The sequence below is a fragment of the Streptomyces pluripotens genome (assembly GCF_000802245.2).
Lineage (GTDB): Bacteria > Actinomycetota > Actinomycetes > Streptomycetales > Streptomycetaceae > Streptomyces > Streptomyces pluripotens.
The window spans coordinates 6,050,081-6,074,516 of record NZ_CP021080.1; the positions used below are offsets into that span (position 1 = coordinate 6,050,081).

The following is a 24,436-nucleotide window of genomic DNA, read 5'->3' on the forward strand; positions in this document are numbered from 1 at the left end:
GCGCACCGGACAGGGCCCGTTGGTTCCCTCAGGGAGACAACGGGCCCTGGGGGCCGGACGGGATCAGACGGTGAGCCGCTCACCCTCCCCGTGCACGGACTGCGCGACCGCCTCGGGCCCCTCGTCGTGGGTGAGGTCCGGCAGCCAGCGCAACCACTTCGGCAGGTACCAGTTGCGCTCACCGAGCAGCGCCATCACCGCCGGCAGCAGAACCCCGCGGATCACCGTCGCGTCGATGAGCACCGCGGCGGCCAGGCCCACGCCCATCTGCTTCATGGACTGCATGGACAGCGTGCCGAAGATCGCGAACACAGCGACCATGATGACCGCGGCGCTGGTGACGACCCCGGCCGTGGTGACCACACCGTGCCGGATCGCATCCTTCGTGTTGCGGCCGCGCATCCGGGCTTCGCGGATCCGGGAGACCACGAACACGTGGTAATCCATGGACAGTCCGAACAGGATCACGAAGAGGAACAGCGGCAGCCAGGTCACGATCGCGCCGACCCCCTCCGCGCCCACCAGGGAGGCACCCCAGCCGTGCTGGAAGACGGCGACCAGGATGCCGTACGCAGCGGCCACCGACAGCAGATTGAGCATGATCGAAGTGAGCGCCACGGTCAGCGAGCGGAACGACAGCAGCATCAGGAGGAAGGCGAAGACGACCACGAACGCGAAGACCGGGACCACGGAGCCGAGCAACTGGTCGTTGAAGTCGTGGTTGCCCGCGACCTGTCCGGTGATCGGCGCTTGGAGGCCGTCGACCTTGCCGAGCGTGGCGGGCCGGACCTCGTTCCGCAGCTTGTCCAGACTTCTGACCGCTTTGTCCAGGTCGGAACCGCCGACCAGCGGCACCGAGATCAGGGCCACGTTCTGTGCATCGTGCAGCTTGATCTCGATCGGGCCGCGTGAGGCGCCGGAGGCGATCGCCTGCTCCTTGAAGTCGGCCAGCGCTTGCCGTACGCCGGGTGCACCGATGTCACTGGCCTTGACGACGACCTGGGCCGGCTGACTGCCGCCGGGGAAGGCCTCGTTGATACGGTCGTAGGTCTGCACCAGGGGCAGCGACTTCCCGAACTCCTGGTCCAGGGTGAGCTGCTGGGTCTTCATGCCCAGCGCGGGCGCGGCGACTGCCAGTAGTGCACCGGCCGCAACCACGACCGAGATCAGCGGACGGGCCAGCACACCGCGCAGCACCGCAGTCCAGAACCGGCTGCCCTCGCGCGCGCCGTGCTGCTGACGCCGGCGGCCCAGGAACGGGATGCGCCCCTTCTCGACCCGCTCACCGAGCAGCGACAGCAGCGCGGGCAGCACCGTCACCGACCCGATCATGGCGACCGCCACCACGATCAGCGAGGCGAGGCCCATCGCCTCGAACTCGGCGAGCCCGGTGAACAGCATGCCCGCCATGGCCACACACACCGTGACACCGGAGACGATGACCGCCCGGCCGCTGGTCGCCGCGGCGATCCGCAGGGCGGTTCCCGCGTCCTGCCCCTTGTCCCGTTCCTCCCGCTCCCGGCGCAGGTAGAACAGGCAGTAGTCGACCCCGACGGCCATGCCGACCAGCAGCATGACGGAGTTGGCGGTGTCGCTCATCGGCTGCAGATGACTGATCAGCCCCATCAGGCCCATCGTCGCCATGATCGCGGTGACCGCGAGGGCCACCGGCAGTAGTGCGGCCACCAGCGCGCCGAACGCGATGAGCAGGATGCCCAGGGCGACCGGAACCGCCGAGTACTCGGCCTTCTGGAAGTCGTCACCGAAGGCGTCCTGGTACTGCTTCTGCATGCTCGCCCCGCCGATCTCCTCGATCCGCAGCGAGCCCTGATGGTCCTTCTGCACCCCGGCGACGGCGTTGAGCACCGGCTCGATCCGGTCGGAGGTCGTCTTGGCGTCGCCACGCAGATCGAACTGCACCAGCGCGCTGCGACCGTCCCGGGAGATGGTGTGCGTGTCATACGGTGAGGCCACGTTCATGGCCTTCCCAGTGCCGCCGACGGCCTTGACGACATCGGCGACGGCGGCGCGGAACTCACCGCTCGTGGCCTTGACGTCGCTGTCCTCAGACTGGACCAGGACGGTCTCGCCGGCCGGTTGCTTGATCCCCGCGTCGTCGATGATCTGTGCCGCGGTGTGCGTCTCCCCCTTGAGCTGGTTGCTCTGGTCCACATCGATCCGGCCCGCCGCCGAGCCGAGTCCCGTCGCCAGAACGACGAATAGCACCCATATGCCGACGGCCGCCCAACGGTGCTGGGCGCTCCAGCCGCCGGCGCGGGCGGCCAGCCCACGCACCCGCACCTCTGTGTTCCCCATGACGGGCTTTCCCCCTCGTATGCGGTGACGGATTCCCACCGCCACGCTTGCGCTTGCTCCGCATCGACGGTAGGGGCCGGATGGGGAGGTCTCGTCGTGCTGCCCGGTGAAGTGCGCACGCGGCCTCTCCCCACCGAGGAGGAGGGTGGCCCCCTACACCTATCGACTGTTCTCGGGGGTGGGTCTCGGGGATCCGTGCCCCGTGCCCCATGCCCCGTTTCCCGTCCGGTCTGTGTCCGATCCGCCGGCAGAGATCCACTTTGTGATTACGAAACTTTGTTGAACAAATCACAGCTGTGTGGAGGAGTTGATCCGCACCCCGTCGATCAGCCAGAGTTTCGCGCAACCGGCGCACGCCGGAACCGTGGCCGTCGTGCCCACCCCCACGGGGCACGACGGCCGCTCTATCGTGGCCGGATGACGACCTATGCGGCGCTGCTGCGCGGAATCAACGTGGGCGGCTCCAGGAAGCTGCCCATGGCCGAGCTGCGCACGCTCATGACCGGCCTCGGCCATACGGGCGTACGCACCCATCTGCAGAGCGGACAGGCCGTGTTCACCACCGAGCGGGGTGACGCACCGTCCTTGGCGGCGGAGCTGTCCCGGGCCATCGAAGGACGCTTCGGCTTCGGTGTCGATGTGATCGTGCGCGACCACGCCTATCTGAAGGCGGTTGCCGAGGCCTGCCCCTTTCCGGCCGCCGACCTGCAGGCCAGGCAACTGCACGTCACCTACTTCTCTGCACCCGTCGCCCCGGACCGCTTCGCGGAGTTCGACTCCGCCGCCTACCTCCCCGAGGAGTTCCGGCTCGGCGACCGCTGTCTGTACCTGTACGCGCCACACGGCCTGGGCCGCTCCAAGCTGGCCCAAGCCCTGTCCCGCCGCCCGAACACCACGGGAGTGATCGCCACCAGCCGGAATTGGAACACCGTAGTCAAACTGGTCGAGTTGACGGCACCGGGAGCATGACGGTCCGCAGGTCGGTGATGCGCCGCAGTCGTTCGGACGCCCCGGGCTCACCGAACGGAAGTCGGAGGGTGCCGGAAAGTGACGGACGCATCAGCGCCCGCCGTGGACGGGCCCGTCCGCTTGGCGAACTGCGCCCCGGCGACGGCCTCGTCCTGGCGGTGAAGCCGTGCTCGACGCCGCGGGAATCGGGTAGGCGAGGGCGGCGGAGCTCAGGAAGCCCGCGGCGACAAGGTCACCCTGGTCCACTGCACGGCGTGCCGCGGGACGGTGGTTCCTCTGTTGAATGGATCAGGAGAAGGGGGAGCGATGGGGGCGGGACAGTGTGCCATTCACGGGCTAGCGTTGCTGCCATGACGCATAGCGACACCGTTCCCACCACCAGCGACACCCATGTCGCCCCGGTCTTCGACGTCGAAGCCGCCCCTGCTCGCACGCCCGCCCCGATCCGGATTGACTTCTTCTTCGACCCGGCCTGCCCCTTCGCCTGGATCACTTCCCGCTGGCTCCTGGAGGTCGAGCGACTGCGGCCGCTCGACCTCCGGTTCCGCGCGATGAGCCTGTACTTGCACAACATCGGCAACGAACTACCCGAGTGGTACCGGGACTTGGTGGACCGGTCGATCGGGCCGGTGCGGGTCGCCGTGGCCGCCGCCGAGCGACACGGCGAGCAGGTGCTGCGTGAGCTGTACACCGCGTTCGGCATCCGCATCCACGAGCGGGGGATCAAGGACTTCGACCTGGTGATCGCCGAGTCACTGGTCGAACTCGGGCTTTCGGCGGACCTGTCGGCCGCCGCCCACGACTCGTCCTACGACGACGCGGTGCGCCGCAGCCACGAGGCCGGCGCCGAGCCCGCGTCGGACGGCTACGTCGGTACTCCCACCCTGCACATCGACGGCACGGTGTGGTTCGGGCCCGTGTTGCGTGCCGTACCGCGCGGCGACCGGGCGGCCGAACTTTTCGACAGTTTCCGGGTGTTGGCCGGGCATCCCGACCTCTTCGAACTGAAGCGCACGCGCACCGGTGCCCTCCGTTTCGATTGACCGGAGGAGTTGGCCGATAAACGCCCCTTCAGCAGGTCGGCATCACCTCGCGTGTGACACAAGAGCAGTGACCGGCGCAGAACTGAAAAGCCGCCGCGGTCCGACGTCACAGGGGAGCGCCGGACCGCGGCGCCGGTCGTTACCACGTATCCGGGCCCCGATGGCCCCGCTCGCCGAAGCTCGCGACAAACCCGCCGGTCGTCCCTAGGGTGAAGTGCGCGGAACGGCCGGAGAGGGGACAGATGGAAATGACGGGCAGGTCATCACCGTCATTGCCGCAGGCCCTCAAGAGCGGCGTGACACCCCGTCCGGGCCCTCTCGCGCTGCCATCCGGCAGCCGCCCCCGCCCAATCGCCCCGCGCACGCACCCAGTCGTCCGGTGCCGCACATCCTCCGGCCGTGGCATCGCCGTCCTCCGGGCGGCCGTTCCGCTTGTTCACGCCGCCGGAGCCGGGGGGTGGTCAACGAACACCGGTCACTCGGACGGGTGGCGATTTTCAGCCCACTCGTCGCCCCCGTGCCGAGCTGCTCCCGTACCTGCCGCGACACGTGCCGTACCCGTGACGCGGTGCCGGAGGCTTCCCCCGCCGGGAGGTACGGCAAGGTCTTATCGGCCATCGACACGCGGACCCGCGACATCGCCAACGTCAGCCGTCCCAGCATCCTCGGCACGCGGGACCCGGCCGCCGTGGCCAGGCAGCCGGGGCCCGGATCCCACGGTGCACCGGGACACCAGGGCGGACCGGGGCCCACGGGCACCGGTCCGCCGGCATCGGACCCGCAGTCCCCAGACCCCGACGGCTCCTGGGGACCCGAGCCGGTCTCCAGGACCAGAAGTGAGGACACACATGAGTACGTACAACTTCGGAAGCACCGGTGCCACTACCGGTTTCGGCGGCCCCACGGAGATCAATCACTACGCACTGGACCTGGCGACCCTGATGAACGTCGCCGACCGGCTCACCGAGACGCTGCACACCGAGTATCCGGGGCTCGTCCACCACGGCGAGGTCATCGAGGCAGAGTTGGCGCAGTCCGCCGAGGACGGACTACCGCCCAACCGCGGCCGGATCCGTTCCGCGTTGGAGGCCATCAGTATCGGCGCCGCGGCTGGCACCGGCAGCCTCACCTTCACCCAGCACCTGATGCAGGCGCTCGGGCTGTGAGAAGCAGTTCCCGTCCGGCACGGGGCTCTGGCCCATCCGGTCCGCACGACCGCCCGTAACACGGCAGCGTCTTCCAGCCCCGGGCCGAGCCACCCGGCAACGGCACACCAGCCAGTCCGGCGGCAGGCCCGGTTCCGGCAGGGGCGGGCCCAGGCGCCAGCGACCGGTCCCCGGGTGCACGGGCCCCGGCCCGCCGGAGTCAGGCCCCCAACGCCGCGAGGGCCGGGCGGCGTGCGGCGTCGTAGCGTTCCAGGAGCACCTGCGCCACCTCCGGCGCAGGCCCCAGCACGTCCGCCAGCACGTCGGCCCCGGCCGCACCCCGTGCGATCCGGTCCGGCAGGAAGCCCGGGGCCAGGACGTACGGCGCCACGGCGACCCGGCTGCAGCCGAGGGCGCGCAGTTCCCGCACGGCTTCTTCCGTGCGGGGAAGGGAAGCGGAGGCGAACGCAGGCCGCACGGCGCACCAACCGGTGTGCCACCACTCCCGCGCGATGTCGGCGATCGCTGCGCTCGCCTCCGGGTCGGTGGACCCCGCCGAGGCCAGCACGACCCCGGTCGAGGACTTGTCGGCGGGCGACAACCCCGCCTCGTACAGGCGTCGTTCCAGCGCCGACAGCAGCAGGGGGGAGGGGCCGAGGACGTCGGCCTGCCGGATCCGCAGCCGCGCGGGCGCCTCCCGCAGCACGGCGGGGACGTCGGTCTTGGCGTGGAAGGCACGGGTGAGCAGCAGCGGTAGCGCCACCACATCGCGTACACCCTCGGCGTCCAATGACTCCAGCACACCCCGCACCGAGGGGAGGTTGAAGTCCAGGAAGCCGGTCGCCACGCGCAGTCCCGGCCGCAGCGACCGGACCTGCTGCACGAGGGCGTGCACGGTAGCGGCGTGCCGCGGGTCACGGCTGCCGTGGGCGATGACGAAGAGCACCGGGGACCGCATGTCAGCGCCTCACCAGCAAGCCGCGGCTGCGCAGCACCCACCGCTCCAGCGGGCTGAAGACCAGTAGGTCGATGGCGATGCCGACGCACAGGATCAACAGGATGGCCTCGAACACCATGGCCATGTCGCTGGCGGTGCGGGCGTTCTGCAGGAGTTGGCCGAGGCCCACGCCCAGGTCGGGGAAGCTGGCGATGATCTCCGCGGCCATCAGCGAGCGCCAGGAAAATGCCCAGCCCTGTTTCATCCCGGCCACATAGCCGGGCAGCGCGGCCGGCAGGGTCACGTGCCAGGTGCCCTTCAGTCCGGTCGCGCCCATGGTGCGGCCCGCGCGCAGGAACAGCGGCGGTACCTGGTCGACGCCGGACACCAGGCCGTTGGCGATGGAGGGCACGGCGCCGAGCAGGATCACCGCATACATCATCGTGTTGTTCAGGCCCAGCCAGATCACGGCCGGCGGCACCCACGCCACCGACGGCAGGGACTGCAGCCCGGACAGGATCGGGCCGATGGCCGCGCGCACGAACTTCATCCGCGCCACCAGCAGCCCCAGTGGGGTGCCGATGAGCAGCGCGAGGCCGAAGCCGAGGAGGCCACGCGAGACGCTGGTCCAGATGTAGCCGAGCAGCGTGCCGTGCAGCCAGTCGTGCCGGAACGCTTGCCAGACGGCGGCGGGCGTGGGCAGTCGGGTGGGGTCCTCGACGATCCTGAAGGAGATCAGTCCTTGCCAGAGCGCCAGCACCACCACGATGGCGGTGACCGGCGGGACGATCTTGCCGGTGATCGTCCGGTGCAACGGCGTACGGACGGACTGCGTGGTCTCCAGTGCGTCGAGGCCCGCCTCGATGCTCTCCGCGTCCGGGGCGGTCGTCGTCTCAGTGCTGGCCATGGCGGCGGATCTCCCCACGCAGGACTTCGGTGATCTCCAGCGACAGTTCCGCCACCGGCGCATCCTCGATACGGCGCGGCTGCGGAATGCCGACGGCCCATTCGCGGGCCAGGCGGCCCGGACGGGAGGACAGCAGCACGACCCGCTGGGCGAGCCGCACCGCCTCACGCACGTTGTGCGTCACGAACAGCACGGACAGCCCGGTCTCCGCCCAGATGCGGGTCAGTTCGTCGTGCAGCACGTCCCGGGTGATGGCGTCCAGCGCCGCGAACGGTTCGTCCATCAGCAACAGGTTGCTCTCCTGCGCCAGTGCGCGGGCCATGGCCACACGCTGCCGCATGCCGCCCGACAGCTCGTGCACCCGCTTGCCGTAGGCTCCCTTCAGCCGGACGAGCGCGAGCAACTCCTCGGCCCTGCCGTGCCGTAGGGGTTTGGGAACTCCTCGCAGCTTCAGGGCGAGTTCGATGTTCTTGCCCGCGGTCAGCCACGGGAAGAGGGCGTGTTCCTGGAACATCAGGGCCGGACGGCCGTCCGTCGTGATGGAGCCGGAGCTCGGCCGGTCGAGGCCGGCCACCAGATTCAGCAGCGTGGACTTGCCGCAGCCCGAGGCCCCCAGAAGGGTGACGAACTCGCCGGGTGCGACATCGAGGTTGATGTCGTCCAGGACGAGCTGCTGCCCGTTCGGGCCCGGAAAGGACTTCGAGACGTGCTCAAGCCGTGCGGCGTACTCGACCGCCTGGCCGGCCTTGGCAAGGGTCGTGGCCATGGTCGTCACCTCCTGTGCATTCATCGGGGACTTGTGTCAGCCGGCGTCGAGACCGGCGGCGTCGACCGGTCGCGAGCCGGCGGCCCTGAGGACCTTGTTGAGCATGGTCAGGTCGCAGATCCCCTTGAGGTCCGGTTGGTGGAGCAGACCGGCCTCGACCGCGTGCTCCGCCTCGGTGGCGAGGGTGGCGGCCAGCGGGTCGTCGGTGATCCGGATGGACTGCCACGCCGGATCCAGGACGTTCGCGGGCAACTCCTTGCCTGTGTCGATGCCGAGCTGCCGGTTGGCCGCAGCCTTCGCCTCGTCCGGGTTGGCGTTGATCCACGCGTTGGTCTTGACGGAGGCCTTCAACACCGCCTCGACGGCCTTGGGGTGGGCACGGAGGAACCGCTGCGACACGACGATGTTCGTGGTCACGAACCTCTTGTCCGGCCACAGCGCTGACTCGTCCAGCAGCACTCTGCCGCCCTCGGCGACCAGCCTGGAAGCCGTCGGTTCCGGGACCCAGGCACCGTCGACGGACCCTGCCCGGAACGCGTCCGGGGTCACCTTGTCGTCGCTGCGGACAACCGTGACGTCACCCCGCCCGCTCAGCGCGTCGACCTTCCAGCCCTGCCCCGCGGCCCAGTCGAGGAACGCCACGTCCTGGGTGTTGCCCAGCTGGGGTGTGGCGATCCGCTTGCCCCTGACCTCTTCCAGGGAGGTGATCTTCTCCGGGTCGACGACCAGCTTGACACCGCCGGACGCCGAACCGCCGATGATCTTCAGGTTCCTTCCGCCGGACCTGATGTAGCCGTTGATCGCTGGGGACGGGCCGATCCAGCCGATGTCGATGGAGCCTGAATTGAGGGCCTCGATCTCGGACGGGCCGGCGCCGAAGACCGCGTACGAGGCCCGGGTCCCGCCGAGTTCCTTCTGGAAGAAGCCTGTCCGCCTGCCCACCAGCGCGGTCGCGTGCGTCAGGTTCCCGAGGTACCCGATCCGCACGGAGCCGAGTCCGTCGACCTTCTGGGCCCCGGCGACGATCTTCGTGGTGTCGTCCGCCCCTGCCTGGGACCCGTAGCCGCAGGCGGCCAGGGCGAGCAGGGGGAGAACGGCGGCCACGGCCACGGCGCGGCGGAGCAGGGCGGGACGGTTGGCAGGCACGGGAGGGTTTCCTCTCGTTGGCCCGGCTCTCACGGACTGTCAGGTCGTGGCCGGGAGGTGGTCGGCAGGACTTCGGCTGCGGAGGCGGCGATGCCTGGTGCGCAGGCATCGCGGGCGAGTCACCGCGCACATCGCGCCACTCCGCCCTGGCCGCTGCCGAGAACACCTCCTCCGGACCTCGCCCGGGGGTATCCCCGTACGGTCCGGCCACCCCCGTCTCCGAAGGCGGTCCGGAAAACGGTCGATTCCATCCTCAGAAGTCCCAACCGTCTTCTTCCGGCTGGTCCTTGACCGGATCGGGGGATGCGAACGACTCGCCGACCATGCCCGCGGTGAGCGTGGTGCCGTCGCTCGGGTCGATCAGGATGAAGGAGCCGGTGCGGCGTGAGTCGGCGTAGGAGTCGACCGGCAGCGGCTCGGCGGTGCGGATCTTCACCCGGCCGATGTCATTGGCGGCCAGCTGTCCCGGGTGCGGGTGCAGGGACAGGTCGTTGAGCGTGAGCCGGGACGGGATGTCCTTCACGATCGCCTTGACCGTGCGGGTGCCGTGCTTGAGCAGCACCCGGTGACCGACGGTCAGCGGCGCGTCGGCGACATGGCAGACGGTGGCCTCCACATCCTGCGTGGTGGCCGGAGCGTCCTTCGTCGGCACGATCAGATCGCCGCGCGAGACGTCGATGTCGTCCTGCAGCAGAAGCGTCACCGACTGCGTCGTCCAGGCCACGTCGACCGGGTCGCCCAGCACATCGATGCCGGAGATCCTCGTGGTCCGGCCGGACGGCAGCACGGTGACCTCCTCGCCGACCCGGAAGGAACCGGCCGCGATCTGGCCGGCGTAGCCCCGGTAGTCCGGGTGCTCGGCGGTCTGCGGACGGATCACGTACTGCACGGGCAGCCGCGCGTGGCAGTGCGCCAGGTCGTGGCTGACCGGTACGGTCTCCAGATGTTCCAGGACGGTGGGGCCGCCGTACCAGTCCATGTTCGCCGACGGCTCCACGACGTTGTCACCGGCGAGTGCCGAAATCGGGATGGCGGTGACCTCGGGGACGCCCAGCTCGGTGGCGTACGCCGTGAACTCCTCGGCGATCGCGGCGAAGACCTTCTCCCCGTACCCGGCGAGGTCCATCTTGTTCACGGCGAGGACGACGTGTGGGACGCGCAGCAGGGCGGCGATGGCCGCGTGCCGGCGGGTCTGCTCGACCACGCCGTTGCGGGCGTCGACCAGGACCACCGTCAGCTCGGCGGTCGAGGCGCCGGTGACCATGTTCCGGGTGTACTGCACGTGGCCGGGCGTGTCGGCGAGGATGAACCGGCGGCGAGGGGTGGCGAAGTAGCGGTAGGCGACGTCGATGGTGATGCCCTGCTCCCGTTCGGCGCGCAGGCCGTCGGTGAGGAGAGCGAGGTCGGGGGCGTCCTGCCCGCGGCTGGCCGAAGCCCGCTCCACGGCCTCCAGCTGGTCGGCGAGGACCGACTTGGAGTCGTGCAGCAACCGCCCGACGAGGGTGGACTTGCCGTCGTCGACGGAGCCGGCGGTGGCGAACCGCAGCAGGGTGGTGGCCGGGAGCGCCTCGGTCGTGTTCGTGCTCATGGCTAGAAGTACCCTTCGCGCTTGCGGTCTTCCATCGCGGCCTCGGAGAGCTTGTCGTCGGCCCGGGTCGCACCGCGTTCGGTGAGCCGGGAGGCGGCGATCTCGGCGATCACCGCGTCCAGCGTGGTCGCGTCGGAGTCGACGGCGCCGGTGCAGGACATGTCACCGACCGTGCGGTAGCGCACCTGGCGCTTCTCGACCCTCTCGCCGTCCTTCGCACCGCCCCACTCGCCGGCGGTCAGCCACATGCCGCTCCGCCGGAACACCTCTCGCTCGTGCGCGAAGTAGATCTCCGGCAGCTCGATGCCCTCGCGGGCGATGTACTGCCAGACGTCCAGCTCGGTCCAGTTGGACAGCGGGAAGACACGGACGTGTTCGCCGGGGGCGTGGCGGCCGTTGTAGAGGTTCCAGAGCTCGGGGCGCTGGCGGCGCGGGTCCCACTGGGAGAACTCGTCACGGAGGGAGAAGACACGTTCTTTGGCGCGGGCCTTCTCCTCGTCACGGCGACCACCACCGAAGACGGCGTCGAACCTCTCGCTCTGGATCTTCTCGGTCAAGGGGAGGGTCTGCAGCGGGTTGCGTGTGCCGTCGGGGCGTTCCTTGAGTACACCACGGTCGATGTAGTCCTGGACGGAGGCCACATGGAGGCGTAGCCCATGAGCGGCCACCACGCGATCACGGTACTGGAGCACCTCAGGGAAGTTGTGTCCCGTGTCCACATGGAGGAGGGAAAATGGCACCGCGGCCGGGGCGAAGGCCTTCAGTGCCAGGTGCAGCATGAGGATGGAGTCCTTGCCGCCGGAGAACAAGATCACCGGGTTCTCGAACTCGCCCGCCACCTCGCGGAAGATGTGCACCGCCTCCGACTCCAGGGCGTCCAGGTGCGAGAGGGCGTACGGGCTGCCCGTACCCTCCTCGGCCTTGGCGACGGTCGTCATGCCAGTCCCCTCTCGCTGAGCAGTGCGTACACGGACGCGGCGGACTCCTGAACCGTCTGGTGTTGCGACTCGATCCGCAGATCGGGTGCCTCCGGCTCCTGGTACGGGTCGTCGACCCCGGTCAGCCCGGTCAGCTCACCCGCGGCCTGCTTGGCGTACAGGCCCTTCACATCGCGTTCGCTGCACACCTCGACCGGGGTCGCCACATGGATCTCCAGGTACGGGGTCCGGTTCTTCTCGTGTCGTTCCCGCACCGCCTCCCGGCTGTCGGCGTAGGGCGCGATCACCGGCACCAGGGCTTTGACGCCGTTGCGGGCGAGCAGCTCGGCGACGAAACCGATGCGCTGCACGTTGGTGTGCCGGTCCGCACGGCTGAAGCCGAGGCCCGCCGAGATGAATGCGCGGATCTCGTCGCCGTCGAGCACCTCGACACGCTGGCCGCCTGCGCGTAGCCGGTCCGCCAGCTCGTAGGCGATGGTGGTCTTGCCCGCGCTCGGCAGACCCGTGAGCCAGACGGTGGCTCCGGTCGTCACGTGGTTCTCCTGAATCTGATCGTTCGTCATCCGTGCAGTCCGCACTCGGTCTTGGCGCGGCCCGCCCAGCGGCCGGCGCGCGCGTCCTCGCCCTCCAGGACCCTGCGGGTGCACGGGGCGCAGCCGACGGAGGCATAGCCGTCCATCAGCAACGGATTGGTGAGCACGCCGTGTTCGGCGATGTACGCGTCCACGTCGTCCTGTGTCCAGCGGGCGATCGGGGAGACCTTGACCTTCTGCCGCTTCTCGTCCCAACCGACCACCGGGGTGTTCGCCCGGGTCGGGGACTCGTCGCGCCGTAGGCCCGTCGCCCACGCCCGGTAGCCCTTCAGTCCCTCTTCCAGGGGCTGCACCTTGCGCAGCCGGCAGCACAGGTCGGGATCGCGGTCGTGTAGGCGGGGGCCGTATTCCGTATCCTGCTCGGCGACCGTCTGCCTCGGGGTGAGCGTGATGACGCTGACGTCCATCACGGTCTCGACGGCGTCCCGGGTGCCGAGGGTCTCCGGGAAGTGGTAGCCGGTGTCGAGGAAGACGACGTCCACGCCCTTGAGCACGCGCGAGGCCAGGTGGGCGACCACCGCGTCCTCCATGGAGGACGTGACGCAGAACGTGCGGCCGAAGGTGTCCACCGCCCACTGGAGGATGTCCAGTGCGGTGGCATCCTCCAGGTCGCGGCCCGCGTGTTCGGCGAGCTCTTTCAACTCCTCAGCCGAGCCGTCTTGCTGAACTGCCGTCATGTTGACTCTTCCCCTCCGTCGTCGGCCCGCTGCAGTCCCCGGGCGAGCAGTCCGAGGAACTTCAGCCGGAATGCGCGGTTGCAGGCCCCGCATTCCCAAGCGCCGTGACCGTCTTCGCTCGGTCGCAGGTCCTCGTCGCCGCAGTAGGGGCAGTAGAAGGGCGCGGCACGCTCGCTCACGACAGCGCCTCCTCACCGGCCCGCGCCGCCCAGGCGGCGAACCGCTCGCCGTCCGCGCGCTCCGCCTGGAACCGCTTGAGCACCCGCTCGACGTAGTCGGGTAGTTCCTCCGCGGTCACCTTCAGACCGCGCACCTTGCGGCCGAAGCCCGGCTCCAAGCCGAGCGCACCGCCCAAGTGCACCTGGAAGCCCTCGACCTGGTTGCCGTCCTCGTCCAGGACCAGCTGGCCCTTGAGACCGATGTCCGCCACCTGAATACGGGCACAGGCGTTCGGGCAGCCGTTGAGGTTGATGGTGATCGGCTCGTCGAAGTCGGGTAGCCGCCGTTCCAGTTCGTCGATCAGGTCGGAGCCGCGCCGCTTGGTCTCGACGATGGCCAGCTTGCAGAACTCGATGCCAGTGCAGGCCATGGTGCCGCGCCTGAAAGACGACGGCCGGGCGGTGAGGTCCAGCGCTTCCAAGCCCTCGACCAGCGATTCGACCTGGGCCTCTTCGACATCGAGGATGATCATCTTTTGCTCGACGGTGGTCCGGACCCGGCCCGAGCCGTGCGCATCGGCGAGGTCGGCCACCTTCGTGAGCGTGGCGCCGTCCACACGGCCGACGCGCGGCGCGAACCCGACGTAGAACCGGCCGTCCTTCTGCCGGTGCACCCCGATGTGGTCGCGCCACTGCTGCACCGGCTGCTCGGGAGCGGGACCGTCGATCAGCTGACGCTTGAGGTACTCGTCCTGAAGCACCTGTCGGAACTTCTCCGCACCCCAGTCGGCGACCAGGAACTTCAGACGGGCCCGGGTGCGTAGCCGGCGGTAGCCGTAGTCACGGAAGATCGAGATGACGCCCTCGTAGACATCCGGGACCTCGTCGATCGGCACCCAGGCGCCGAGCCGCACACCGAGCTTGGGATTGGTGGACAGACCGCCGCCGACCCACACGTCGAAGCCCGGGCCGTGTTCGGGGTGCCGCACGCCGACGAACGCCACGTCGTTGATCTCGTGCACGACGTCCAGCAGCGGCGAGCCCGAGATGGCCGTCTTGAACTTCCGGGGAAGGTTGGAATACGCCTTGTTGTCCAGGACGCGGCGCTTCATCTCCTCCAGTGCGGGGGTGGCGTCGATGATCTCGTCCTCGGCGATACCCGCAACGGGGGAGCCGACCATCACGCGGGGACTGTCACCGCAGGCGGTGATCGTGGACAGCCCTACGCCCTCCAGCCGCTCCCAGATCTCGGGCACGTCCTCGATCCGGATCCAGTGGTACTGGATGTTCTGTCGGTCGGTGATGTCGGCCGTGCCGCGTGCGAACTCCTGCGACACCTCGCCGAGCACCCGCAGCTGCCGCGTCGTGAGCGCTCCACCGTCGATGCGGACCCGGAGCATGAAGTGCTTGTCGTCCAGCTCCTCCGGCTCCAGGACTGCCGTCTTGCCGCCGTCGATACCGGGACGGCGCTGGGTGTACAGCCCCCACCAGCGCATCCGGCCGCGCAGGTCGCTGGGGTCGATCGAGTCGAAGCCGCGCTTGGAGTAGACCGTCTCAATACGTGTCCGCACATTGAGACCGTCGTCGTCCTTCTTCAGTTGCTCGTTGCCATTGAGCGGAGTGAAGTGGCCCATGGCCCACTGGCCCTCACCGCGGTGACGACTCACCTTGCGGCGGGGCGCGGAGGCAGCGGGGTTCTGCGGGGTGGCGGCCATGGCTGTACGTCCTTCGGGACTGTAGGAAAGCGGTTCTGACCTGCACATACGGACGCATGAAGGCATGCGCGCAGGCGTGCGCGTCCTTGCGCGGCAGGAAAACGGGTGCGAGGGGTCTCGGCGGCGCTGGAGAGGTCAGCTCGCCGGACAGATGGCGCTGGACATGCGGCCGAGGTCGACGTGCCGCCGACTCACCAAGGCAATTCCAGTTCCAGGCATGGCGGAAGCGTGTCATGGCGATCTGGACACAGTCCAGCTTTGTCCATCATGCGGACACCCTTGTCCCGGAATCTGGGACAAGGGTGTCGTCGCTCACATGTGCTGCGGAAAGACTTGCCGGGCAGGCAGGGCGTGGGTAGGCGCGGCGGGTCAGGCCGTGTGCGCGCCGGGCCACGGTCCGGGCGTCGCCACATCCGGCTCCAGCGTCACCTCGGTGTCGAAGAGTGTGAACCCGCGCCGCTGGTAGTTGGCCATCGCGAATTCGCCGTCCAGGCTGCACGTGTGCAGCCACACCCGCTTGGTCGGGGTCCGGCCGGGCCACCGGTCGGCCAGGTCCCAGGCGCGGGCCGTGGCCTGGGACAGCAGGTGACCGCCGATGCGCCGGCCGCGGAAGGCGGCGGCCAGTCCGAAGTAGACGATTTCGACCACACCCTCGTCCTGCGGTTCCAACTCGGCGTAGCCCGCAGGGGTGCCCCGGTCGTAGGCCACCCACGTCTCCGCCCCGGGCCGGTCCAGATGCTCCTGCCACTGGGCGTATGTCCAGCCCAGCCGGTCGGTCCAGTGGATGTCACCGCCGACCGCGGTGTACAGGAAACGGCTGAACTCGGGCGAGGGGACCTCGGCCCGGACGATCCGGACGTCGTCGTCGGGCGCGGCGGCGGGCAGGAGATCGGCCGGCGACGTCTGCTCTAGGGACCAGGTAGTGACAGGGACGCTGCTCATGGGGTCAGGGAACCATTCCGCTGGCGAGTCTGTCGATCGACCGGCCCCCCGGGGGCCGGTTCTGTTGGGCCCGGTTGGGTTACCTCAGGGACCGGTCGAGCGCCGCCCGCGGCACCGAGAAGAGCATCCGGTCCGACAGCGACCACACCGCGCCCGTCCCCTGCCAATAGGAGAGGGAGCCGGCTGCCCGCGCCCAGCAGCGCTGCCAGGCCCCCGTGTCGCAGTGGGCGGCCTTCGCACCCTCGTCGTCCTGCCGCCACATGCTGCCGTGTCCGTTCCGTGTGTCGGTCAGGCGTCCCACATACCAAGACGAATGCTGTGCTCCCGGCCGCCGGTACGACAGTACGCCCCGGATTCCGGCCACGCGGGTCCGGTACGCCTCCACCGCGTCCGCTTGCCCCGCGGAGTCGGTGGCGAGCAGCCCGCCGCGCGCGGGGTCGGTGCTGAACGCGTACCGCCACAGCCGCGCGTGCCCGTCGCTGTCGGCGGCGGTCCACTCGGCGGCGACCAGACTGTCGGGGGTTGTGCCGCGGTCGAGGGAGAGGGCGCCGGGGCAGGGCGGTCCTGCCGGTCCGCAGCGGCCGGAGGGAAAGCGGTACGAGCCGATCGAGGGCAGTACGTACCGGTAGCCGTCGGCGGACCAGCCGCCGACCACCCGGCCGATCGCCGCGCCGTCGACCGTGGTGCGCTGGATGCGGTCGAGGTTGTAGACATAGAGCGCGTCGGAACTACCGGTCGTGGTGGTGACCAGCAGTTTGTTCCGGTACCACACCATGCCGGAGACGCCGGAGGCCAGAGCGCGGTAGTCCCTGCCATCCCGGACCGGCACCACCAGCAGTACCCAGCGGTACACGAGGTGATCGGGGTCGTCGGCGTTGGTGAAGGCGATCCGTGCCAGGCCCCGCTCGGCGGGGCGGCCGGTGCTGGTGCTGTGGGTCCAGCCGGTGAGCAGGACCCGGTGGGTGCCCCAGACTCCACCGTCGTCGGCATCACCCGAAGTGGTGACCGAGGTCGGCCGCCAGGCCGAGGCGGTGTCCGCCGGATCCCAGCAGTAGGCGCGGGTGGCGGCCGGGGCGACGGGCAGGGACGCGCGGTCGGTCGAGGGGCAGTCCGAACCCTCGCGCATGGCGTGGTCGGCGCTCGCCAGTACGGTGTCCACACCGACCGGGCGGCCCATCGCTGCGGAGAGCCGGTTCAGCGCGCGTGCGGGCACCAGATGTTCCTCAAGCCGGAGCCGGCCGGTGTCCGCCGGAGAGGTCAACGGTTGGAGCGCGCCGGGATCCTCGGCGACCTTGGCCTGGGATGCGCTGATCAGAGTGGCGGCAGCAGTGAGCGCCAGCGCGGTCCCGGTCAGAACCGCGCGTAGAGCCGCACCCCGTCTGCGTCGGCGGTGTCTCCCACGATGCTTCATGTCTCCTCCCGTGGTGGGCCAACTGCGCCTTGTGGTCCCTATGTTGACGCCGGAGCAGGTGGGGAGGCCCGTAGGGGATGCTACGACAGTAACGGGCCGCGCAGGGCGAAGACCCGCACATACGCGGAAGGCGCACGAACACATACGCGACGCCGGACCTCATGGCGGCGGCGGCCGTTCCGCGGAGCCGTTCCGCCGCCGTGTCACCGTCGGCGCCGTCGAGTGGGGTAGCAGGTCACGAGGATCGTCGGGGAACAGTACCTCGACCTTCACGTCCTCGCAGAAGCGATAGGGGCGATGTCGCAGGAGTCCCCCGAGATACCGCCTGATCCTGGACAACTCGGCCCGCACGGTCACGGTTCTCGACGGATCGCCGAACAGATCCTCGGCGAGGGCCGCCGCACCGCGCCCGGAACGGTGTTCCGCGAGCAGAAAGAGCAACTCTGCGTGCCGAGGGCTGAGTTCACGCGACCAGCAGCCCGCCGGAGCCTCCACCTCAAGCGCGCAGCGGTCTGACCGGGCGAGGTCCAGCACCAGTCGGGTCGCGGCCGCAGCTCCCCGGGCGTCGTCCGCCCGCAGCAGCCAGCCGTCGGCCAGCGGCTCCACCGCACACGAGCCGAGCGTGAACAGCCACCGGAGCCCCGGCGAGAGGGACTTGGGCAGCCTCACCCGCCGCACGTACGGCATGCCGGTCACGGCCGCCGTCCAGCCGTCCCGGTCCACCACAAGCGCCCGCCCACTTAGTCGGGCCAGGACTGGCGCCGCCACCGCCCGGAGCCGTTCCAGCGAGGTCAGATGCAGCTCCCGCAGCCGAGCCTCGGCCAGCTTGGCCACCGAATCCACCCAGGTGAGCGTCGCCGGGTGCATCGTTTCCAGCGGGCCGCTGACATCCACCACACCGATCAGCCGGCCGTCCCGCGGATCGGTGATCGGAGCGCCCGAGCAGGTCCAGGACGTGTGCAAACGGACGAAATGCTCACCGGCGAAGACCTGCACGGGCCGCCTCACCACGGCCGGCGTGCCCACCCCATTGGTCCCGACGACGTCTTCCCGCCAGTCCGCGCCGAGCTCGAAACCAAGACCATCCGCCTGGCGCAGTACCCGCGCAGATCCCTCCCGCCACAGCACACGCCCCTCGGCGTCGGCAACCACCATGATGTGCTGGGCGACGTCCGCGACCGACAGCAGACCCTCGCGCAACACCGGCATCACGTGCCGGAGCGGTGATTCCTCGCGCCGGCGCCACACCTCGCCGGGGGACAGCAGATCCGACCTGAAGCCGCGTTCGGGATCGACTCCGCTGCGCAGCATTCGTTCCCAGGACTGCTCGATCACCGGCCGGGGAGTGACTCGTGCCCGTTGGCCGGCGAGCGTGGCCTCGCGTGTCTGGCTCAACACCCGCGCTGCCTGTGCGGCGTCCACGGTGGCCCAACGCTCGGCATTCATCGGCGAGTTCACCACTGCCGTCCTCCCGGGAAGGCCATCAAACACATGTCAAGCCGTCCGGGCGGCGGATTCATCCCGCTCCGGCTGCGCCTTTCATACTGCCGCTCGGGGCAGGCCGGATGCACACGGTCCGCGCAAGGACAGCAACAAGTTGCAACCCCCTGCAACCCTGGTGGGCCGTCGCAAGGTGGCCGAGTCTTGACCTCGACGCCGCCCAAGGCGGCGTCCGCGGCCTCCAACGGGCCCAGGAGGCGGGGGTGGTGCCGTGTCGGCGCAGTACCACCCCCGCCAGGCGTGGCGCCTCAACGGCAGTGGGCCGCGGTGCGCCGGCGCCCGCCCGTCTGCTCCGTTGCGACCCGACCGTGCCCGCACAGCGGATCCGCGAACCCCGCAACCCCGTGTCCCGGGCCGAACCGGACCGGCCTACTCAGGACACCGGTCGTGCCCGCTCCACCACCGACACCAGATCCAGGCCAGCCGGCAGGGTGCCGAAGGACGCGCCCCGGTCCCCGCCGAGCCGTGAGGCACAGAACGCGTCGGCGACCTCCGGCGGCGCATGGCGTACCAGCAAGGAGCCCTGCAGCACCAGCGCCAGCCGCTCCACCAGTCGCCGAGCCCGCCCCTCGATGCCGTCCAGATCGGCCAGTTCGGTGAACAGGTCCTTGACCGCCCGGTCGAGGCGATGATCGCAGCCGTGCGCCCGGCCGATCTCGGTGAGGCAGGCGTCCAGCGCGCCCGGTTCGCGCTGCAGCGCCCGGAGCACGTCCAGCGCCTGCACGTTCCCGGCACCCTCCCAGATCGAGTTCAGCGGCGACTCGCGTACCAGCCGGGGCAGCCCGGACTCCTCGACGTACCCGTTGCCGCCCAGGCACTCGGCGGCCTCGACGGCCACCGGCGCACAGCGCTTGGTGATCCAGTACTTCGTAGCCGGTACCGCGAGCCGCAGGAAGGCGCGCTCCGACTCACTGCCGTCGTCGTACGCGGCGGCGAGCCGGAGCGAGAGCGCGGTCGCCGCCTCCGACTCCAGCGCGAGATCGGCGAGCACATTGCGCATCAGCGGCTTGTCGATCAGCTTCCCGCCGAAGGCCTCGCGGTAGGTGCAGTGGTGGATCGCCTGTGCCACCGCCTGCCGCATCAGGCCCGCCGAGCCGAGGGCACAGTCCAGCCGGGTCGCGGCGACCATCCCGATGATCGTCCGGACTCCGAGCCCCTCCTCGCCCACCCGGCGCGCCCAGGTGCCGTCGAATTCGACCTCGGCGGAGGCGTTGGACCGGTTGCCCATCTTGTCCTTCAGCCGCTGGATGCGGAAGACGTTGCGGGTACCGTCCGCCAGCACGCGCGGCACCAGGAAGCAGGTGAGCCCTTGAGGGGCCTGCGCGAGCACCAGGAAGGCGTCCGACATGGGTGCCGAGCAGAACCACTTGTGCCCGGTCAGCAGGTAGGTGCCGGCTTCGGCGAGGGGGCGCGCCTCAGTGGTGTTGGCACGCACGTCGCTGCCGCCCTGCTTCTCGGTCAGGCCCATCCCGAAGACCACCCCGGGCTTCTGGCCGGCGGGCCGCAGCCCCCGGTCGTAGACCGTGGAGGTCAGCCGCGGTTCCCATACGGCGGCGAGCTCGGGCTCGGCGCGCAGCGCGGGTACGGCCGCGTGGGTCATCGACAGCGGACAGCAGTTGCCCGCCTCGACCTGGGTCCAGAGCAGGAACCCGGCCGCCCGGCGCACATGCCCGGCCGGCCGAATCCAGGCGCCGGTCAGCCCCGCCGAGACGCCCTTCCCGAGGAGCCGGTGCCAGGCCGGGTGGAAGTCGACCTCGTCGATGCGGTGGCCGTACCGGTCGTGCGTGCGTAGTCGGGGGGGATGCTCGTTCGCCTGTACCCCCCACTCCTGTACCTGGGCCGAACCCGAGGTCCGGCCCAGTCCGGAGAGCTCCGTACGCACCTCGTCCAGCACGTCGGGAGCGGTGTACCGCTCGACGGCCTCCACGAGGGCCCGGTCGGCCGTGAACAGGTCGTATCCGACCAGCGGGGGCGGTTGGTTCGTCACGGTGTGGGTGGAGGTGCCTGCCATGATGGCGAACCTACCCCGGACGGTGGCGGTGATGACCTCCAGAGCGGCACTGTCCGGCCGCGGGCGCGTCGGAAGGCCCGGCAGGTCCGGGGGACCCGGCCGGCGGCCCCGGAAGGTGAGGGCGGCCCGGTGCTGCGGATACCTTGGAGTCGTGCAGGCAGCAAGCGATACCCCCGAACGGCCCGCCGGCCGGCTCCACCGGGCCAGAGCCCTCTACCGGAACGTCTCCAAGCGCAGGACGGCCTGGCTGCTCCTCAAGGACACCATCAACTCCTGCATGGAGTACCGCATCCTGGGGCTGGCGGCCGAGGCGGCGTTCTTCACGCTGCTGTCCGTGCCGCCGCTGCTGTTGAGCCTGATCGGCCTGCTCGGCTACGTCGATGCTTGGACGGGCGCCGATACCATCCACAGCCTGCAGAACAACCTCCTAGAGGCCTCGCGGACGGTGCTGTCCGACAAGGGGGTGACGGAGATCGCCCAGCCGATCCTGGACGATGTGACGAAGGGCGGCAGACCCGACGTCATCTCCATCGGCTTCCTGTTCGCCCTGTGGTCGGGCTCGCGCGCGGTGAACGTCTTCATCGACACGATCACCGTGATGTACGGCCTCGACGGCGTACGGGGTGTCGTCAAGACCCGCATCATGGCGTTCCTACTGTTCATCGTGGCGCTGCTGATCGGTTCGGTCGCGCTCCCCCTGATGGTGGCGGGGCCGGACGCCGTGGTGCGGATCGTGCCCTGGTCGGAGACGGTCGTCCAGGTTCTGTACTGGCCGGTCGTGATCGTCCTGTCCATCGTCTTCCTGACGACCCTCTACCACGTCTCGGTGCCGGTCCGCTCCCCGTGGATCGAGGACGTGCCGGGCGCCCTGGTGGCCCTCGCCATGTGGGTCCTCGGCAGCTTCCTGTTGCGCATCTACCTCACCCACACCATCGAGGGCGCCACCATCTACGGCTCACTGGCCGCCGCCGTCGCCGTCCTGCTGTGGATCGGGGTGGCCGCCTTCGCCGTGCTCGTCGGCGCGGCGGTGAACGCGGCCATCGACCGGGTCTGGCCCGCCGCCTCCACGGCCGCCGCCCGTGAGGCCAACGAGCGGATGCGCGAGGCACAGGTCGTCGAGTACGTCGCCCGTGCTGCGGCCGCTCGTGAGGCAGACCCGGACGATCCCGACATGCCTTCGGAGTTCCCCGAACGCTGGTCCCGCTTCCTGCCCCCGGAGGACGTGACGGCCCGCCTGCGTACCCATGCGAGGAACCCGCACCACCCCCACAAGGCCAACAGCAACGGGGGCGCGGCACGCCCGGAGAAGTGATGCGGCAGCCGTGGTCGGGCGCGTGCCTGCAGGCCCGCAGGGGGAGGGGCCTGCGAACGGGCCGGAGGCGCGAGGGGGGCGCGGCCAGCGCCGGTCTTCGCCGCCGCCTGTGCGCACCGGCCTCACGCTCGGCACCCTCGGCGTCGTCCGGTGGGAGCGCAGCGGCAGTGCGGCCACTCGACCCGAAGGCACACGTGCGTCCCGCACGGGCGCTCGCCGGGCCACCGGCCCGGCTGGCGCCCACGCCAGCACGGGCGGCGACGTAGGCTGGCTGCCGTGTACACGGAGCGGGCGTCACGGTTGACCGGCGCGGTGGTGTGGACCAACACCCCGACTGGAGCCGGCGCCCGGCCCGTGTTGCCCGACGGCTGCATGGACCTGCTGTGGAGCGAGGGCCGGCTGCTCGTGGCAGGGCCCGACACCGGCCCTTGGGTTCCCGGGGCCCCGGCCCGTACCTGGGAGGGCATCCGCTTCTTCCCCGGCACCGCGCCCGCCCTGTTGGGGGTGCCCGCCGATGAACTGCGTGACCGCCGCGTCGAGCTGGCCGACCTGTGGCCCGCCGCCAGGGTCCGACGGCTGCGCGACGCGATCGCGGCGGCTCCCTGTGCGGCGACGGCACTGGAGGACCTCGCCCTGGACCGGGCCGCGCGGTCCGCGACCCCCGACCCCATGCTGCACCAGCTGGTGCAGCGCCTGGACGAGGGCCGCCCGGTGGCTACCACGGCCGATGAACTCGGAATCGGCGTACGCCAGTTGCATCGGCGCTGCCGCAGTGCCTTCGGCTACGGCCCCAAGATGCTGGCACGCATCCTGCGGCTGCAACGGGCACTGGCTTTGGCCCGTTCCGGGACACCGTACGCCGAGACGGCGAACCGCGCCGGATACGCCGACCAGCCGCATCTGGCCCGTGAGGTGCTCCAGTTGGCGGGCCAACCGCTCGGTGAGCTACTCGCCGGTGGCGGGTAGCGGGGCGAACAGGTCGACGGCGTTGCCGTCCGGGTCGTGCACGGTGGCGTACCGCTGCCCCCAGAAGGCGTCCCAGGGCTCCAGTTCCCCCCGGTATCCCGCGCCCACCAGTTCCCCGTACAGCGCGTCGACCCCGGTCGGCGAGCCGCACCGGAAGGCGAGCGAGACGCGGCCGGTACCGGCGGGCGGCCGCCACCGGGAGTGGAAGGAGCGGACGGTCTCCTCGCTGTCCAGCGCGAGGACCAGCCCGCCGGGCAACTCGGCCTCGACATGCGGCTGTTCCTCGGCCCCCGTCGGGAAGACGAGTCCGAGGCGACGGTAGAAGGCGAGTGAGGTGGCGAGGTCCGAGGCCACCACGCCGATCACGGCGAATCGTGGAGCAGTCATGCGGCCACGGTAGGCAGGGGTTGGTCAGTCGGTCTTGAAGGAATCGGACACCACCTCCTGGCGCGGGGGTGGCACCGGGCGTCCGGGGCAGGTGCCCGGCCGTACGGGGGTGAGGTGTTCGACGAGCACGAACGTCACGCTGATCAGCAGGGACCAGGCGCCGAACTTGGTCAGCGGCACTGGCTGCCAGCCGTCGAGCTGCTGCGGGTAACTCCAGGCGCCCGCATAGGTGGCGGCGTTCTCGGCGACCCAGAGGAAGAACCCGATCAAGGCGAAGGAGACCGCCAGCGGCATGCCGTAGCGGTGGCCGCCGACGGTGAAACCCACCCGGGACCCGAAGGTCGCGGCGATCATCGCCACCGCCAACGGCCAGCGCATATCGGGAATCCAGTGGTGAGTGAGGAAATTGACGTAGATAGCGGTGGCCACGAGGGTCGTGATGGTGGCCCGGTATCTGGTGTAGCGCAGTCGCAGCAGCCGTCTGGCCCGGCACACATAGCTGGCGACCGCCGCGTACATGAAACCCCCGTACAACGGCACCCCCGCGATCTTGGTGAGTGCGTGCTCCGGGTAACTCCACGACCCGAGATGTACCTTGACCAGCTCGAACAGCAGCCCCACCACGTGGCACACGGCGATCACGACGGTGTCGTGCCGGGACTCCCAGCCCACCTTCCGGGCGAGGAGGGTGAGCAGTACGCCGTAGACCAACACCAGGTCGTAGCGTGCCACCGGCAGGCGTGGCAGCAGCCCGGAGACCGCGACGCCCGCGAGGAGCGCCACGGCGAAGGCACAGCAGCGGGCCTGAACCACCCCGAACCGCACCCACTGCAGCGTGGCGTGGCCCAGCCCCTTCATCGTGCGGCGCATACCCCCTCCTTCGCGCCTCGGGGAGGGCCCGATCCTAGAGGGCTTAATTGAACGTGTTCAAATTCCCTCGCTGGCCAGGTCCCACTGCAGGAGGGTTCGGTGGGTGTGCGGTTTCCGGTGCACGTCTGTGCGTGCGGTT

Annotated in this window: 23 protein-coding genes; 5 read left to right on the forward strand and 18 right to left on the reverse strand. The window is 70.0% G+C overall.

What is annotated here, in order from left to right; genetic code table 11:
• Positions 1-63: 63 nt before the first annotated feature.
• Positions 64-2,316: an MMPL family transporter gene (locus LK06_RS26905; RefSeq protein WP_086083519.1), complete on the reverse strand. Its 2,253-nt coding sequence runs from the start codon at positions 2,314-2,316 to the stop codon at positions 64-66.
• Positions 2,317-2,733: 417 nt separating this feature from the next.
• Between LK06_RS26905 and LK06_RS26910 the strand changes: the two genes are divergently transcribed.
• The 3 genes from LK06_RS26910 to LK06_RS26920 all read left to right on the forward strand — a co-directional run bounded on the left by LK06_RS26910 (position 2,734) and on the right by LK06_RS26920 (position 5,494).
• Positions 2,734-3,285 (forward strand): DUF1697 domain-containing protein, encoded by a 552-nt coding sequence (locus tag LK06_RS26910; RefSeq protein WP_039648485.1) that lies wholly within the window; start codon positions 2,734-2,736, stop codon positions 3,283-3,285.
• Positions 3,286-3,635: 350 nt separating this feature from the next.
• Positions 3,636-4,328 carry a mycothiol-dependent nitroreductase Rv2466c family protein gene (locus LK06_RS26915; protein WP_071659226.1) on the forward strand — a complete coding sequence of 231 codons (693 nt, stop codon included), beginning with the start codon at positions 3,636-3,638 and terminating at the stop codon, positions 4,326-4,328.
• An 848-nt stretch (positions 4,329-5,176) separates the two neighbouring features.
• Positions 5,177-5,494: a hypothetical protein gene (locus LK06_RS26920; RefSeq protein WP_039648484.1), complete on the forward strand. Its 318-nt coding sequence runs from the start codon at positions 5,177-5,179 to the stop codon at positions 5,492-5,494.
• A gap of 199 nt (positions 5,495-5,693) precedes the next feature.
• On the opposite strand, the gene LK06_RS26925 is transcribed toward LK06_RS26920, so the two are convergent.
• The 15 genes from LK06_RS26925 to LK06_RS26990 form a co-directional block, all read right to left on the reverse strand.
• Positions 5,694-6,431, reverse strand: a complete 738-nt coding sequence (locus LK06_RS26925) for a sirohydrochlorin chelatase (RefSeq protein WP_039648482.1) — start codon at positions 6,429-6,431, stop codon at positions 5,694-5,696.
• Position 6,432: 1 nt separating this feature from the next.
• Positions 6,433-7,317 carry an ABC transporter permease gene (locus LK06_RS26930; protein ID WP_039648480.1) on the reverse strand — a complete coding sequence of 295 codons (885 nt, stop codon included), beginning with the start codon at positions 7,315-7,317 and terminating at the stop codon, positions 6,433-6,435.
• Positions 7,304-8,107 carry an ABC transporter ATP-binding protein gene (locus tag LK06_RS26935; protein WP_071659225.1) on the reverse strand — a complete coding sequence of 268 codons (804 nt, stop codon included), beginning with the start codon at positions 8,105-8,107 and terminating at the stop codon, positions 7,304-7,306. Before LK06_RS26935 ends, LK06_RS26930 begins: the two co-directional genes overlap by 14 nt.
• Before the next feature lie 12 nt (positions 8,108-8,119).
• A complete protein-coding gene (locus LK06_RS26940; RefSeq protein ID WP_039648476.1) occupies positions 8,120-9,229 on the reverse strand; it encodes an aliphatic sulfonate ABC transporter substrate-binding protein in 1,110 nt (369 codons plus the stop codon).
• Between the two features lie 253 nt (positions 9,230-9,482).
• A complete protein-coding gene (locus LK06_RS26945; RefSeq protein WP_039648475.1) occupies positions 9,483-10,817 on the reverse strand; it encodes a sulfate adenylyltransferase subunit 1 in 1,335 nt (444 codons plus the stop codon).
• Between the two features lie 2 nt (positions 10,818-10,819).
• A complete protein-coding gene (cysD, locus tag LK06_RS26950; RefSeq protein WP_039648473.1) occupies positions 10,820-11,755 on the reverse strand; it encodes a sulfate adenylyltransferase subunit CysD in 936 nt (311 codons plus the stop codon).
• Positions 11,752-12,288 carry an adenylyl-sulfate kinase gene (gene cysC / locus LK06_RS26955; RefSeq protein WP_039648604.1) on the reverse strand — a complete coding sequence of 179 codons (537 nt, stop codon included), beginning with the start codon at positions 12,286-12,288 and terminating at the stop codon, positions 11,752-11,754. Before cysC ends, cysD begins: the two co-directional genes overlap by 4 nt.
• Before the next feature lie 26 nt (positions 12,289-12,314).
• Complete coding sequence (locus LK06_RS26960) at positions 12,315-13,025, reverse strand: phosphoadenylyl-sulfate reductase (RefSeq protein ID WP_039648471.1); 711 nt, start codon at positions 13,023-13,025, stop codon at positions 12,315-12,317.
• On the reverse strand, positions 13,022-13,204 hold the full coding sequence (locus tag LK06_RS26965) for a hypothetical protein (RefSeq protein WP_039648470.1): 183 nt from the start codon (positions 13,202-13,204) through the stop codon (positions 13,022-13,024). The genes LK06_RS26960 and LK06_RS26965 overlap by 4 nt, the downstream gene beginning before the upstream one ends.
• Positions 13,201-14,898, reverse strand: a complete 1,698-nt coding sequence (locus tag LK06_RS26970) for a nitrite/sulfite reductase (protein WP_039648468.1) — start codon at positions 14,896-14,898, stop codon at positions 13,201-13,203. The genes LK06_RS26965 and LK06_RS26970 overlap by 4 nt, the downstream gene beginning before the upstream one ends.
• 135 nt (positions 14,899-15,033) lie before the next feature.
• On the reverse strand, positions 15,034-15,117 hold the full coding sequence (locus LK06_RS35120; protein ID WP_310739661.1) for a putative leader peptide: 84 nt from the start codon (positions 15,115-15,117) through the stop codon (positions 15,034-15,036).
• A gap of 150 nt (positions 15,118-15,267) precedes the next feature.
• A complete protein-coding gene (locus LK06_RS26975; RefSeq protein WP_039648466.1) occupies positions 15,268-15,840 on the reverse strand; it encodes a GNAT family N-acetyltransferase in 573 nt (190 codons plus the stop codon).
• Positions 15,841-15,919: 79 nt separating this feature from the next.
• Positions 15,920-17,251, reverse strand: coding sequence for a hypothetical protein (locus LK06_RS26980; protein WP_039648464.1), 1,332 nt, complete (start codon positions 17,249-17,251; stop codon positions 15,920-15,922).
• A gap of 159 nt (positions 17,252-17,410) precedes the next feature.
• Complete coding sequence (locus LK06_RS26985) at positions 17,411-18,712, reverse strand: GAF domain-containing protein (protein ID WP_039648462.1); 1,302 nt, start codon at positions 18,710-18,712, stop codon at positions 17,411-17,413.
• A gap of 412 nt (positions 18,713-19,124) precedes the next feature.
• Positions 19,125-20,762, reverse strand: a complete 1,638-nt coding sequence (locus LK06_RS26990) for an acyl-CoA dehydrogenase family protein (RefSeq protein ID WP_039648460.1) — start codon at positions 20,760-20,762, stop codon at positions 19,125-19,127.
• 151 nt (positions 20,763-20,913) lie between these two features.
• Here LK06_RS26990 and LK06_RS26995 point away from each other — a divergent pair, with 151 nt between their 5' ends.
• On the forward strand, positions 20,914-22,074 hold the full coding sequence (locus tag LK06_RS26995; protein WP_039648459.1) for a YihY/virulence factor BrkB family protein: 1,161 nt from the start codon (positions 20,914-20,916) through the stop codon (positions 22,072-22,074).
• 276 nt (positions 22,075-22,350) lie between these two features.
• Positions 22,351-23,040 carry a helix-turn-helix domain-containing protein gene (locus LK06_RS27000; protein ID WP_071659223.1) on the forward strand — a complete coding sequence of 230 codons (690 nt, stop codon included), beginning with the start codon at positions 22,351-22,353 and terminating at the stop codon, positions 23,038-23,040.
• Here the strand turns inward: LK06_RS27000 and LK06_RS27005 are convergent.
• Both LK06_RS27005 and LK06_RS27010 read right to left on the reverse strand, forming a co-directional pair.
• Positions 23,020-23,427 carry a VOC family protein gene (locus LK06_RS27005; protein ID WP_039648457.1) on the reverse strand — a complete coding sequence of 136 codons (408 nt, stop codon included), beginning with the start codon at positions 23,425-23,427 and terminating at the stop codon, positions 23,020-23,022. The two genes, LK06_RS27000 and LK06_RS27005, sit on opposite strands and share 21 nt — an antisense overlap.
• Before the next feature lie 24 nt (positions 23,428-23,451).
• Positions 23,452-24,297, reverse strand: coding sequence for a DUF817 domain-containing protein (locus tag LK06_RS27010; RefSeq protein WP_043434770.1), 846 nt, complete (start codon positions 24,295-24,297; stop codon positions 23,452-23,454).
• Positions 24,298-24,436: the final 139 nt, after the last annotated feature.

Excerpts from the sequence above, each read along its gene's own strand:
- LK06_RS26905 (WP_086083519.1), bottom strand. The coding sequence starts at position 2,316 with ATGGGGAACACAGAGGTGCGGGTGCGTGGGCTGGCCGCCCGCGCCGGC.
- LK06_RS26910 (WP_039648485.1), top strand. The coding sequence starts at position 2,734 with ATGACGACCTATGCGGCGCTGCTGCGCGGAATCAACGTGGGCGGCTCC.
- LK06_RS26915 (WP_071659226.1), top strand. The coding sequence starts at position 3,636 with ATGACGCATAGCGACACCGTTCCCACCACCAGCGACACCCATGTCGCC.
- LK06_RS26920 (WP_039648484.1), top strand. The coding sequence starts at position 5,177 with ATGAGTACGTACAACTTCGGAAGCACCGGTGCCACTACCGGTTTCGGC.
- LK06_RS26925 (WP_039648482.1), bottom strand. The coding sequence starts at position 6,431 with ATGCGGTCCCCGGTGCTCTTCGTCATCGCCCACGGCAGCCGTGACCCG.
- LK06_RS26930 (WP_039648480.1), bottom strand. The coding sequence starts at position 7,317 with ATGGCCAGCACTGAGACGACGACCGCCCCGGACGCGGAGAGCATCGAG.
- LK06_RS26935 (WP_071659225.1), bottom strand. The coding sequence starts at position 8,107 with ATGAATGCACAGGAGGTGACGACCATGGCCACGACCCTTGCCAAGGCC.
- LK06_RS26945 (WP_039648475.1), bottom strand. The coding sequence starts at position 10,817 with ATGAGCACGAACACGACCGAGGCGCTCCCGGCCACCACCCTGCTGCGG.
- cysD (WP_039648473.1), bottom strand. The coding sequence starts at position 11,755 with ATGACGACCGTCGCCAAGGCCGAGGAGGGTACGGGCAGCCCGTACGCC.
- LK06_RS26960 (WP_039648471.1), bottom strand. The coding sequence starts at position 13,025 with ATGACGGCAGTTCAGCAAGACGGCTCGGCTGAGGAGTTGAAAGAGCTC.
- LK06_RS26970 (WP_039648468.1), bottom strand. The coding sequence starts at position 14,898 with ATGGCCGCCACCCCGCAGAACCCCGCTGCCTCCGCGCCCCGCCGCAAG.
- LK06_RS35120 (WP_310739661.1), bottom strand. The coding sequence starts at position 15,117 with ATGCCTGGAACTGGAATTGCCTTGGTGAGTCGGCGGCACGTCGACCTC.
- LK06_RS26975 (WP_039648466.1), bottom strand. The coding sequence starts at position 15,840 with ATGAGCAGCGTCCCTGTCACTACCTGGTCCCTAGAGCAGACGTCGCCG.
- LK06_RS26980 (WP_039648464.1), bottom strand. The coding sequence starts at position 17,251 with ATGAAGCATCGTGGGAGACACCGCCGACGCAGACGGGGTGCGGCTCTA.
- LK06_RS26990 (WP_039648460.1), bottom strand. The coding sequence starts at position 20,762 with ATGGCAGGCACCTCCACCCACACCGTGACGAACCAACCGCCCCCGCTG.
- LK06_RS27005 (WP_039648457.1), bottom strand. The coding sequence starts at position 23,427 with ATGACTGCTCCACGATTCGCCGTGATCGGCGTGGTGGCCTCGGACCTC.
- LK06_RS27010 (WP_043434770.1), bottom strand. The coding sequence starts at position 24,297 with ATGCGCCGCACGATGAAGGGGCTGGGCCACGCCACGCTGCAGTGGGTG.